Annotated in this window: 9 protein-coding genes; 4 read left to right on the top strand and 5 right to left on the bottom strand. The window is 56.3% G+C overall.

The genetic code is table 11. From position 1 onward, the window contains the following. The first annotated feature begins 48 nt into the window (after positions 1-48). The gene (gene radC, locus K3727_01300) at positions 49-813 is read left to right on the top strand and encodes a DNA repair protein RadC (protein ID UWQ91483.1); all 765 of its coding nucleotides are present in this window, start codon (positions 49-51) and stop codon (positions 811-813) included. A gap of 137 nt (positions 814-950) precedes the next feature. On the opposite strand, the gene K3727_01295 is transcribed toward radC, so the two are convergent. The 3 genes from K3727_01295 to secA form a co-directional block, all read right to left on the bottom strand. Beyond that, a complete protein-coding gene (locus K3727_01295) occupies positions 951-2513 on the bottom strand; it encodes a substrate-binding domain-containing protein (protein ID UWQ91482.1) in 1563 nt (520 codons plus the stop codon). Between the two features lie 25 nt (positions 2514-2538). Beyond that, positions 2539-3486, bottom strand: coding sequence for a hypothetical protein (locus tag K3727_01290; GenBank protein UWQ91481.1), 948 nt, complete (start codon positions 3484-3486; stop codon positions 2539-2541). 98 nt (positions 3487-3584) lie between these two features. Continuing rightward, positions 3585-6290, bottom strand: coding sequence for a preprotein translocase subunit SecA (secA, locus tag K3727_01285; protein ID UWQ91480.1), 2706 nt, complete (start codon positions 6288-6290; stop codon positions 3585-3587). Positions 6291-6466: 176 nt separating this feature from the next. Between secA and K3727_01280 the strand changes: the two genes are divergently transcribed. From K3727_01280 to mutT, 3 genes are read left to right on the top strand one after another with little or no spacing between them, the layout of a single operon-like run. Beyond that, entirely contained in the window at positions 6467-7318 is an 852-nt protein-coding gene (locus tag K3727_01280) for a peptidylprolyl isomerase (protein ID UWQ91479.1), read from the top strand. A gap of 2 nt (positions 7319-7320) precedes the next feature. After that, on the top strand, positions 7321-8547 hold the full coding sequence (gene argJ / locus K3727_01275) for a bifunctional glutamate N-acetyltransferase/amino-acid acetyltransferase ArgJ (GenBank protein ID UWQ91478.1): 1227 nt from the start codon (positions 7321-7323) through the stop codon (positions 8545-8547). After that, a complete protein-coding gene (mutT, locus tag K3727_01270; protein UWQ91477.1) occupies positions 8544-8942 on the top strand; it encodes an 8-oxo-dGTP diphosphatase MutT in 399 nt (132 codons plus the stop codon). Before argJ ends, mutT begins: the two co-directional genes overlap by 4 nt. A gap of 435 nt (positions 8943-9377) precedes the next feature. Here mutT and infB read toward each other — a convergent pair whose 3' ends face one another. Beyond that, positions 9378-11876 carry a translation initiation factor IF-2 gene (gene infB / locus K3727_01265; protein ID UWQ91476.1) on the bottom strand — a complete coding sequence of 833 codons (2499 nt, stop codon included), beginning with the start codon at positions 11874-11876 and terminating at the stop codon, positions 9378-9380. An 8-nt stretch (positions 11877-11884) separates the two neighbouring features. Beyond that, positions 11885-12508 (bottom strand): RNA-binding protein, encoded by a 624-nt coding sequence (locus tag K3727_01260; protein ID UWQ91475.1) that lies wholly within the window; start codon positions 12506-12508, stop codon positions 11885-11887. Between the last annotated feature and the right edge of the window lie 9 nt (positions 12509-12517).

The following is a 12517-nucleotide window of genomic DNA, read 5'->3' as shown; positions in this document are numbered from 1 at the left end:
CCCAGCGGGTTAACGAATTCTTCACCATGATCGAGCTATTGTCCCTGAATGAGCCGCCCGTCTGCCTTTCAGGAAATGTCGCTGCCGCTGTTTGCCGACGGCGAAGAGGCCCCGGCTACGCGGCTGCCAACTGGCCAGCTTCCCTCCTATATCAAAGACCACCGTGCGCGCCTAAGGGACCGCTTTATGACTGGTGGTGCCGCTGCTATTCCAGACTACGAACTTCTTGAACTTCTCCTGTTTCGCTCGATACCGCGTCGGGATGTGAAACCGGTAGCTCGGGCTTTGCTGGATCACTTTGGCGACTTCAACCGGGTGTTATCCGCCCAACCCGACCAGCTCGCCCGGATCCAAGGTATCGGAGATGCAGTCATCACCGATCTGAAAATCGTCGAGGCAGCCACCCACCGAATGGCCCGCGCGCGGGTAATGCAGCGTCATGTGATTTCGAGCTGGGACGCAGTCCTGGACTATTGTCACACCACGATGGCACATCGAGAGACCGAACAATTCCGCGTTCTGTTTCTGGATCCAAAGAACACGCTGATTGCAGACGAAGAACAGGCGCGCGGCACCGTCGATCATGTTCCGGTGTATCCACGCGAAGTTGCCAAGCGGGCGCTGGAACTGAATGCCACTGCCTTGATCCTCGTTCACAATCATCCGTCTGGTGATCCAACACCGTCTGAGTCTGATATCGTGATGACAGATCAGATCAATCAGGCCTGTATTGCCCTGGGTCTTTCCTTGCACGACCATCTGATCATCGGAAAATCAACTGAGCTCAGCTTTCGCAGCGAAGGATATCTGTAAAGGGTCCGATGCGCGCCCCGCCGGCCGCACACAAGCCCTCCTGCCCGATGGGCCGCGCCTTTCCATTCCCGGTCAAAACCCGGAGAGAGAAAGGCGGTCACACATAGATCGCCAATATGGCTCGGACAGAGAACGGGTTACCTCACCCAGACCTCGACCCGCCGGTTTACCTGGCGTCCCCATGCACTGTCATCACAGGCCATGGGCAAGGCCTCGCCAAAGGCTTCGATCCCAATTTCAGTACGGGTGGAATCCATCGTCTCGGCCGCGGCCAGCACGGCATCCCGAACCGCCTGTGCCCGCTTCAAGGCAATCCTACGGTTTCCCTCAGCAGCGCCTTCCCCGTCAGAAAACCCGACAAAGATCAGTTTGCGCGCATCATAAGTGCCGACCTCTAGCGCCCGGGCCAATTGCGCGATATTTGCCCGAGACTGCGCATCCGGACGTGTTGATCCGGTCTCAAAGCGAAACGACGTCGACAACCGTGTTGTCGGTTTCATCATTTTCACCATCCTGTGCAACTCGGACAGCTTAACCTCTTCCCCCGCGGCTTGGATCGCATTGGCCAGGCGATCTCCCTGTGCGCTGACCCGAATATACTCTGGTGCCTGGTCGACAAACCCGGCACGGCGGATGACAACCTGGGCTGCCGGGCTTTGGGCATAGGACAGAAACTCGCGACCGATCTGGGGGAGCCGGCGGGCCGGAAGATACAGGAACATGGGCGAGGTCAACGGGTAGTCTTCGGTCTTGATCGTGCGGCGGGTCGCCGACAATCGATAGCCGCAGGATCCTGTCAGTGTCAGCGGACGGGCGGTGCCGGTCTCGGAAAAGCTGGCGATACCCAACGCGAACGGATCAGTGGTGACCGCGCGCGCCAAGGTACCGCTGCGATCGTGTCGCTGAATGTCGTCGGCAACATCCAAGCGAACCGGAGCCAACAGGCGATCTTCGACCGCCTGTGCCATTCCAGATCCAACCGCAGGCAAGTGCAGGGCAATTGGTGCATTTGGTCCCCCCAGTTCCTGCCAGTTCACGATCTGACCAGAAAAGACTTGTGCCAATTGTGGAACGGAAACCGTCCGTACCGGATTTCCCGGCGCGACCACTGGAACCATAGCATCCAATGCCAGAACACGGCTGCGCCGGGCATCAGTCATATTGCCCATACCCGCTTCGTAGGCGCGCTGATGTTCATTTGACCGAATTTCCCGCAGCGCCATAACCACGTCGGCCTCATTCGCCAACAAGTCGGCAAATCCTTCGTCAGTGGTGGTGATGCGAAACAAAAACCTGGCAACAGCAACACCATCATCAGGCCGGTGCAGGCTATAATCAAAATGGGTCGGATCCTGGTTTATGCGATTGGTTCTGAGCCCTTTGCGCAGCGCAAATCCTTCGATCAGGGCAGGCAGCAACACCTCACCCATGGCCGATGACCCGGAAAAGGCGAGCTCGGCAACAAATTCCGAGAGGTTCGGGCATCCTGGCCCGTCGCAAATTACCCCGGACCCGTCCACTGTCAGTTCGCCATATTGGGTATCAACCCGATAAAATTCGCCATCAAACCCCAACAGGGTTCCCGAAATTTCGACCGCACCATCTGGCGATGTCAGAGTAACATCTTGTGCCCGGGCAGGTGTTGGTACAATCCAACCAAGAAAAAGTGCGGCGAAGACCGCCGCACGAAGAAAAGCCATGTGAGAATCCTATTAAAATTGCGGATCACTTGGCCGCAATTTTCAGGTCATCCACCAAATTATTCAACACCAGAAAGTCACCAATTGCAGAACAATTCGGGACAGAGAGCACCATATCGCGGGTGCGCAGGGATTGACCGCCACGCAATTCAATGGATTGGGCCGAAACGTCCTTGCCGCAGTTGTGGGCCGTGACTTCTGTTTCGACTGTCATCGCGATGGATCCTGACTGGGTATTGGTGGCGCGGGGGAAGGTGTAGACTTCGGCCATCAGCGGGTTCAGGCCCTGATTTTCACCCAATCGAACGACCTGACCTGTTGCAGATGTATCCGTCCCGGACCAGACATGCCCATCATCTCCGTATCCGGCACCAAATTCACGGGCATGAATTTCAAAACCCGAATTGCCGCTCCATTGAACAGCTATGCGATCATATTCGGCCAAATCCGAAACAGACACCGACGCAACCATGTCAGTTCCATTGGCAAAGTCGACGATAAAGACAGCCTGTTCTGACATCGCCGGAACAAGCACAGAATAGATCCCGTTTTCATCCGTCGCGGCGCTGAACATCAGACCGCTGTGATGCACAGTCAGACGTTCATTCTGCTGGCAAGGCGCAATGACGCCAATCCGGACATGACCCTGGTCCACGGCGATGGCGGACAGATCTACATCACAACCCAAGCGGGGCGTTTTCGGGTCTTTGGGAGTTTCCGGCAATTGATCCGGCGCGGTTGAACGGGCAACGATCAGGTCCTCGTCGGGTTGCGCCGACGTCAGGGTGATACCGTCGATTTCCAACGGCTCATCCGAGACAGGATTGGTCTGAATGACCGGATCGCTGATAGTTTGGGCCTGGATAACCGGCACCGGTTGCGGGGCCGGAATCGTCTTTTGCATGACAAAGCCAATTCCCAGCGCACAGGCTGCGGTTCCACCAATCATTACGGCCAGACGTTTGTTCAACATGACACCCTCCACTACCTAGCAGGTCGGGACAACTGTCATGGAAAAAGGCGGCCAGTTTGTGGCCGCCTTGGGGAGTCATTGGGTCATTTGTGGCAAGTTCAAGACAAACGGCCGTGGCAATGTTTGAACTTTTTACCGCTGCCACAAGGGCATTTGTCGTTGCGTGACGGGTTACCCCAGGTTGATGGATCATCTTCTACAAACCCATCCGAAGCCCCTTCGGGCGCGATACCTGCCGCTGCACGGGCCTGTTCACGGGCTGTATCCTGGATCGCCTGTTGCTGTTGCGCCATCTGCAACATCATTTGCTGGCGCTCCTCATCGCTGAGCGGACGAACCAGGGCCAATTGCTTGGTCACCGTGGCCCGCAGGCTCTCCAACATGTTCTCGAACAGTTGGAAGGATTCGTTCTTGTATTCATTCAAAGGATCGCGCTGTGCGTAGCCGCGGAACCCAACGACGGATCGCAGATGTTCCAACGTCAACAGGTGTTCACGCCATTTGGTGTCAATGGATTGCAACAGCACCTGCTTTTCAATCAGACGCATATTTTCGGGGCCAAAATCCACCGCCTTCTTGGCCATCATCTCGTCCGATGCCTTGACCAACCGCTCGCGGATTTCTTCGTCATCAACGCCTTCTTCTGCGGCCCATTCAATGACCGGAACGTCGATGCCCAGCTGTTCGATAACCTGCGCATACAAGCCTTCGGTATCCCATTGTTCAGCATAGGATTTGGGTGGCATATGCGCGTCGAGCAGGTCGTCGATCACCTCATACCGCATGTCAGAAACAATTTCAGACAAGTCTTCGGCAGCCATGATGTCCAGCCGCTGGCCAAATATCACCTTGCGCTGATCGTTCATCACGTCATCGAACTTCAACACATTCTTACGCATGTCAAAGTTCCGGCCTTCGACCTTGGCCTGGGCGCGTTCCAGCGACTTGTTAACCCATGGATGCACGATCGCTTCGCCTTCCTTGAGGCCCAGCGTCTTGAGCACCTTGTCCAGACGATCCGAACCAAAGATACGCATCAGATCGTCTTCAAGGCTCAGATAGAACGCCGTGCGTCCCGGGTCACCCTGACGACCGGACCGGCCGCGCAACTGGTTGTCGATCCGACGGCTTTCGTGCCGCTCTGACCCCAGAACGAACAGGCCACCGGCATCCAGCACCTTTTGCTTTTCTTCGGCGTGTTTGGCTTCTTCGGCCTCACGTGTAGTCACCGGGTCAGCTTCGGGGTTTTCGGCCAGCGCCTCCAGAACCTTGAGCTCGACATTGCCGCCCAGCTGAATGTCGGTGCCCCGCCCAGCCATGTTGGTGGCGATGGTAACCGAGCCCAGACGACCGGCGTCGGCAACGATCTGTGCCTCTTGCTCATGATGACGGGCGTTCAATACGCTGTGCTTGATCCCGGCCTGAGTCAGCAGCTGGCTCATCAATTCCGATTTTTCAATCGAAGTTGTCCCCAACAGGACCGGTTGCCCTTTTTCGTTGGCGGTCTTCACTTCATCTGCCATCGCCTTGTATTTTTCGGCAGCTGTGCGGAACACCTGGTCATCTTCGTCCACACGGGCAATCGGACGATTGGTAGGCACTTCGACCACACCCAGACCATAGATCTCGGCGAATTCTTCGGCCTCTGTCGCAGCGGTGCCGGTCATGCCGGCCAGCTTGTTGTAAAGACGGAAGAAGTTTTGGTAGGTAACAGACGCCAGTGTCACGTTTTCCGGCTGTATTTCGACACCTTCCTTGGCCTCGATCGCCTGATGCAGACCTTCGGATAGACGGCGGCCATCCATGATCCGGCCAGTGAATTCGTCCACCAACATCACCTGATTGTCGCGCAGGATATAATCCTTGTCCTTCAGGAACAGCTTGTGCGCGCGCAGACCCTGATTGACGTGGTGCACCACGGATGTGCTTTCCGGATCATACAGGGACGCGCCTTCCTGCAACAAACCACGGGCGATCAATTGCTGTTCCAGGAATTCGTTCCCAGTGTCGGTGAATGTGACGTTGCGGGTCTTTTCATCGAGCTCGTAGTGTTCTTCCGTCAACAACGGAATCACCTGATCAATAGTGACATACAGTTCAGAACGGTCTTCGGCAGGACCCGAGATAATAAGCGGCGTCCGTGCCTCGTCGATCAGGATGCTGTCGACTTCGTCAACAATGGCGAAATAGTGATGACGCTGGAACAGTTCGTTCAGCTCAGACTTCATGTTGTCGCGCAGATAGTCGAAACCGAATTCGCTGTTGGTGCCATAGACAACGTCGCTCTGATACGCGGCCAGCTTGTTCTCGGGGCCCATTCCTGACCAGATCACCCCGCAGGACATACCCAGCGCATTGAACACCTTGCCCATCCATTCGCTGTCACGTTTGGCCAGGTATTCGTTGACGGTGACGACATGGACGCTTTTGCCGACCAGCGCATTCAAATAGCACGGGAAGGTCGCAACCAGCGTTTTACCTTCACCGGTTTTCATTTCTGAAATATTGCCCTGGTGAAGAAAGATCCCACCCATCAGCTGCGTGTCAAAAGCGCGCAGACCCAAGGCCCGGCGGGCCGCTTCGCGGCAATTGGCAAAGGCTTCGACCAGCAGGTCGTCCAGCGATGTACCGTTTTGCGCCTTTTCCCGCAGCTCGGCAGTTTTTTGCTTGAGCTGCTCGTCGCTGAGCTTTTCGAACTCCGGTTCCAGCGCGTTGATCTGTTCGATCAGCGGGCGCGTCGCCTTGATCTTGCGGTCATTCGGTGTTCCGAACACCTTTTTGGCGAGAGTTCCAATACCCAGCATATTCACTCCAACGGATCTATAACGGTCCTGTTAATCGGGCAGTCTTGCCCGCCTCGTTCACAACCCATAGATACGGGGGACAAGACGGTCCTGCACAAGGCCTCAAGGCGATGTAAGGGGCAGGTACAACAGTGTCAACGCCGGGTCCGGTCGCGGCCCCCGAATAGGATGAATCTATGCTCAAAGGTCTCACTTTTCTGCCATCTCTCGTATTGGCAGCCAGCCTTGCCATGCCCATTGCCAGTGCGGCAGCACCACATTCCGAAACCGTGGTGGCCCGTGTCAACGGCGAAGAGATCACATTGGGTCACGTCATCATCGCCCGGCAAACTTTGCCGCAACAGTATCAGCAGCTTCCAAATGACGTGTTATATGATGCCATCGTGAAACAGCTGGTTCAGCAAACAGCTCTGAAACAATCACTTCAGGGACCGACACCGCAGCTGGTCGAACTGTCGCTGGAAAACGAACGCCGCTCGCTCTTGGCGGGCGAAGCGATCGACCGCGTCATGCAGGACGCTGCCACCGAAGACGATGTACGCACTGCCTATGAGACACGTTACGCCGACGGCTTTGGCGGCACGGAATACAACGCCTCGCACATTCTGGTCGAAAGCAAGGAAGACGCGTTGGACATCAAGGATCAATTGGATTCAGGTGCAGATTTTGCCGAAATGGCCAAAGAAAAATCCACCGGCCCCTCTGGTCCGAACGGGGGATCGTTGGGGTGGTTTGGCGAAGGACGCATGGTCCCCGAATTCGAAGAAGCGGTCAAATCGCTTGAGCCGGGTCAAATATCCGATCCCGTTGCCACGCAATTTGGGTGGCACCTGATCCAACTGAGTGACAAACGCCAGCAATCCGCGCCTGAATTGGACGCTGTTCGGGGCGAATTGGAAGCCGAGCTGCGTGAAGAAGCCGTCGGGAAACGCGTTGTTGAACTGGTCGAGGCCGCCGAGGTGGAGTATCCCGAAATTGAGGATCTGTCGTTTGACATGATCCAGGATCTTGATCTGGTGAGGAATTAATCATGGCGCAATCGCTGCCCCGTTCTCCGCTGGCACCGGCCAGCTTTCCCGATCTGCCCGTGATCAAGGGCGCACAATTTGCCTCGGCGGCAGCCGGTGTGAAATACCAGGGGCGAACCGACGTGATGCTGGCGGTTCTGGACCCGGGCACATCTGTAGCTGGGGTGTTCACGCAATCTGCAACACGCTCAGCACCGGTTCTGGATTGTCAGGCCAAACTGGGTGGAGATAGCGCGACCGGGGCAGCGATTCTGGTCAACTCGGGCAATTCCAATGCCTTTACCGGGCATTATGGCCAGAAATCTGTGGCAGATATCACCGCCGCAGTCGCTGCCACAGTCGATGTCCCGGCTGATCGCGTGTTTACGGCATCCACCGGGGTAATTGGGGAGCCATTGCCGCATGACCGTATCGTCGCCAAGATTGGCGAGCTGAACAATGGACTCGACGCTGGTCGGATGGAAGATGCGGCCAACGCAATCATGACCACCGATACCTTTGCCAAAGCGGCCACTGCCCAGGTTGAAATCAACGGCAGCACTGTTTCAATTGCCGGAATTGCCAAGGGGTCAGGCATGATCGCGCCAGATATGGCGACCATGCTGGTCTATATCTTTACCGACGCGAAATACGAACAGGGCGCGTTGCAGGCCCTGCTGTCAGACCTGAACAACACCAGTTTCAATTGCATCACTGTGGACAGTGACACCTCGACTTCGGACAGTCTGTTGCTATGTGCCACGGGCGCATCCGGTGTGGATGCAGAAGGGAATGAAGCCTTTGCCCAGGCGCTGAACACCGTGATGCTGGATTTGGCCCATCAGGTTGTGCGCGATGGGGAAGGTGCCAGTAAGTTCATAGAAATCCAGATCACAGGCGCAGCCAATGACACCGACGCCAAGGTACACGGCCTGTCGATTGCCAACTCGCCGCTCGTCAAAACTGCGATTGCTGGCGAGGACGCAAATTGGGGGCGCGTTGTCATGGCCGTGGGTAAATCCGGTGCCGCGGCGGACCGCGATCTTCTAAGCATCTGGTTTGGTGATGTTTTGGTTGCGGAAAAAGGATGGGTTTCCCCGAATTATCGCGAAGAGTCCGCTGCCGCATTGATGAAGAACGACGAAATCATGATCAAGGTAGACCTGGGTTTGTGCGATGGTGCCTGCACTGTCTGGACCTGTGACCTGACCCACGGGTACATCGAAATCAACGCGGATTACCGGTCGTGAAAACACTACTTGTTTCAGCTGTTGCGCTCATTGATGTCGACGGTCGGGTGCTGCTTGCGCAGCGCCCCGAAGGGAAATCCATGGCCGGGCTTTGGGAATTCCCCGGTGGCAAGGTCGAAGCCGGTGAAACACCCGAAGCCGCACTGATTCGCGAACTGCACGAGGAGTTGGGTATTGATACCTGGGCTTCGTGTCTGGCACCTTTGACCTTTGCCAGCCATAGCTATGATGACTTCCATTTGTTGATGCCGCTGTTTGCATGCCGAAAATGGCAGGGAATACCGGTTGCACAGGAAGGCCAAACACTCAGGTGGGTTCGCACGAATGAGCTGCGCAACTATCCTATGCCGCCTGCCGATATTCCCCTGATTCCGATCCTGCGTGATTGGTTATGAATTTTCCCCACAACCCTGACGTGTTCAATATCATCAGGATGTTGGGGGGGGCGCAGTGTGATTCGGCTACATAATGTGTGAAGGATCGCTAAAGGTGTAAAATCTATGGTAATTTTGTAGATCATTTTTTAATCATTTTGGTGTAAAAAGAAGCTGTCTCGTTCTTTGGGGAGGATTTGGCATGCTAAGGACTATCACTTTGGGCAGTTGCGTCTCAGTGCAAGGTACATTCGTTCGGGCATTCCCGGACGGCAGGATCGCCGTAAAGGTTGGTCGCAATGTATATGAGGGGCGACCGGTGCAAACCGCCGCCTAACACGATTTTGGCAACTTGTTTGGTTTACTTGCCCATATCAAACTTGTTCAACACCACTCACAAACCAAAAAAGGACAGCTTTTCAGCTGTCCCTTTTTGGTTTCATAAGGTCGGTTGGATCACGTCAGTGTCCGGGTAACCTCTTCGCGTTCAAAGATCTCGATGACATCGCCTGCGCGAATATCATCATAGTTCTCGAATGCCATACCACATTCCTGACCCGACTGGACCTCGTTCACTTCGTCCTTGAAGCGCTTCAGGGTCTTCAGCGTGCCTTCGTGGATGACCACGTTGTCGCGCAGCAGACGCACACCCGCAGAGCGGCGTGCGACACCTTCGGTAACCAGACACCCGGCGACCTTGCCAACGTTGGAGACCTTGAACACATCCTTGATCGTGGCGTACCCGATAAAGTTTTCCTTGATCTCTGCGCTCAACAAGCCAGATGCGGCTGCTTTTACGTCATCGACCAGATCGTAGATCACCGAATAATACCGGATCTCGACGCTCTTTTGGTTGGCTGTATTCCGGGCCGAGGCATTGGCACGTACGTTGAAGCCCATGATCGGAGCGCCGGACGCTTCGGCCAGCCCCACATCGGTTTCGGTGATCGCACCAACACCCGAATGCAGAACCCGTACGCGCACTTCGTCGTTGCCGATCTTCTCCATCGCCTGAACGATGGCTTCAGCAGACCCTTGCACGTCAGCTTTGACCAGAATTGGCAGCTCAGAGACGGTTTCGTCGTCCTTGGCCTTCTGCATCAGCTGTTCCAGCGTGGTCGCAGCCCCCGCAGCGGCACGTTTGTCCTTGGCCGCCTGTTCGCGATAATTGGCGATTTCACGCGCTTGGGCTTCGGTCTCGGTCACGTTCAGCACGTCACCCGCTTCGGGAGTGCCGTTCAGGCCCAGAACCTCGACGGGAACCGACGGACCCGCTTCGGTGACGCGCTCACCCTTGTCGTTGATCAGCGCACGGACCTTACCGTATTGCTCACCCACAACAAAGATATCGCCCTGACGCAAAGTACCTTTTTGGATCAAAACCGTAGCAACCGGGCCACGTCCCACGTCCAGCTGAGCCTCGATCACTGCACCTTGGGCAGCACGATCAGGATTGGCCTTCAGTTCCAGGATCTCTGATTGCAGCGCAATTGCTTCGAGCAATTCGTCCAGACCCTGACCGGTGACGGCCGACACTTCGACGTCCTGCACTTCACCGGACATCTGCTCTACGACCACTTCGTGTTGCAGCAGTTCGGCGCGTACCTTGTTCGGGTCGGCAGCCGGTTTATCGATCTTGTTGATCGCAACAATCATCGGAACCTTGGCCGCTTTGGCGTGGTTGATCGCCTCAATTGTCTGCGGCATGACCGAATCATCGGCGGCCACAACCAGAACCACGATATCGGTGACCTGAGCACCACGTGACCGCATCGAAGTAAACGCAGCGTGGCCAGGTGTATCGAGGAAGCTGAGAACGGTGCCGCTCTCGGTTTTCACCTGATACGCACCGATGTGCTGGGTGATCCCGCCTGCTTCACCAGACACAACCTTGGCGTCGCGAATCGCATCCAGCAACGAGGTTTTACCGTGGTCAACGTGACCCATGATGGTGATGACCGGCGGACGCGACTGCAATGTGCCTTCGTCATCATCGATATCAGCAATAACATCTTCGACGTCTGCATCAGAAACGCGCACAACATTGTGACCGAATTCCTGAATGATCAGTTCTGCGGTATCGGCATCCAGCGGCTGGTTCTGCGTTACCATCATGCCCATTTTCATGAGCTCTTTGACAACGTCAGCCACACGTTCGGCCATACGGTTCGCCAGTTCCGAAACTACAATGGATTCCGGCAACTGAACGTCGCGGATTACCTTTTCACGCTCGACTGCGCCACCCATGGCTTTTTGACGGGCACGTTCCTGCTTGCGCTTCATCGCGGCGACAGAACGATGACGTCCGCCTGCACCACCTGTGGCCTGGCTCAGCGTCAGCTTGCCAGAACGGCGGCTATCATCACGGCCCTTGTTGCGGGCCGGCTGACGCTGGTCGCGGTCGGTTTTGCGGGGCGTTGCATCGGCACCAGTCGGGGTCTTAAAGGTCCGCGGCTGCTGGGCGGCAGGCTCGACTTTTTTCTTGTCCGCGACAGAAGCGGCTTCGGCAGCCGCCTGTTTGGCAGCATCTTCAGCTTCACGCTTCTTCCGCTCTTCGTCTTCCGCCTTCTGGCGGGCACGCTCTTCAGCTTCACGCTGTTCGCGTTCCTTGGCTTCCATCTCGGCCCGGCGGCGTGCGCGGTCTTCCTCGCGGGCCTTTTCTTCGGCAGCACGCTTGGCTGTCTCTTCCGCTTCGCGCGCCTTGGCCGCCTGAAGGGCCTTCAGACGACGCGCCATTTCTGCATCAGAGATCCCGGCAGGACGGCGCGATGGATCACCGGATGGTGTAGCACCACCACCCGCTTTGCCAGCGCCCGGCTTGGGAACCACAACGCGCTTGCGTTTTGTTTCCACCACGACATTTTTGGTCCGTCCGTGGCTGAAACTTTGTTTCACATTGCCCGGACGGGCCCCACTACGCAGACCCAAAGTCTTTTTGCCGTCACTATCGCTCATAAAGCTCTTTATCCTTCCGTTCGGCGGCCCTTGCCACCGACAACATTACGCATACCGTTCAGTCGTTGCGCTTCCTCTACAACACGTTTGCCGAGTCCACCAGAGGCGAGCGCCGCATGTATCACAGTTTCGCGACCAAAAGCCATGCCTAGTTCGTCTGCCGTGAGGCTTCCGATATATTTTCCGTAATGCGGTGTGCTCAGTTTCGATTTGCCGCGCCCAGACCCATCCGAGGCCTGGATCAGAACTTCGGCTTCCTCTTTGGAGAGCCAGTCCTTGACCTTTTCGTAACCTGCAACCGCATGGCCCGACTTGCGGGCCAAACTCAGCAGTTCGACGATCCGGCGGACGATCTGTCGTTCGACTTCGTCCACCAACCCGTCTGGAACGGTGACCTGAGCCTTGAAGCCGCGGGCAAAGAGTTTCTTCTCCACCGCTTTGTTCAACGACTCGCGATCCGCCGTTACATAGACCCCGCGCCCAGGCAACTTGCCCATGACATCAGGAACCACCTGTTCATCGGGACCCATGACGAAGCGGACCAACCCGTGTTTGGGCTGAGCATCACCAGTGGCAATGCATTTCCGGTCCGGACCGTCCGAATGGTCTTTTGTGACACCACCGCGTCCCATTTACACCTC

It is taken from the genome of Rhodobacteraceae bacterium M382, assembly GCA_025141015.1.
Lineage (GTDB): Bacteria > Pseudomonadota > Alphaproteobacteria > Rhodobacterales > Rhodobacteraceae > Aliisedimentitalea > Aliisedimentitalea scapharcae.
The sequence above is the reverse complement of the archived record's forward strand: the minus strand, read 5'-3'. Positions and strand labels throughout refer to the sequence as shown.

Coding starts and splice junctions, on each gene's coding strand:
- radC (UWQ91483.1), top strand. CDS start 49: ATGAGCCGCCCGTCTGCCTTTCAGGAAATGTCGCTGCCGCTGTTTGCC.
- K3727_01295 (UWQ91482.1), bottom strand. CDS start 2,513: ATGGCTTTTCTTCGTGCGGCGGTCTTCGCCGCACTTTTTCTTGGTTGG.
- K3727_01290 (UWQ91481.1), bottom strand. CDS start 3,486: ATGTTGAACAAACGTCTGGCCGTAATGATTGGTGGAACCGCAGCCTGT.
- secA (UWQ91480.1), bottom strand. CDS start 6,290: ATGCTGGGTATTGGAACTCTCGCCAAAAAGGTGTTCGGAACACCGAAT.
- K3727_01280 (UWQ91479.1), top strand. CDS start 6,467: ATGCTCAAAGGTCTCACTTTTCTGCCATCTCTCGTATTGGCAGCCAGC.
- argJ (UWQ91478.1), top strand. CDS start 7,321: ATGGCGCAATCGCTGCCCCGTTCTCCGCTGGCACCGGCCAGCTTTCCC.
- infB (UWQ91476.1), bottom strand. CDS start 11,876: ATGAGCGATAGTGACGGCAAAAAGACTTTGGGTCTGCGTAGTGGGGCC.
- K3727_01260 (UWQ91475.1), bottom strand. CDS start 12,508: ATGGGACGCGGTGGTGTCACAAAAGACCATTCGGACGGTCCGGACCGG.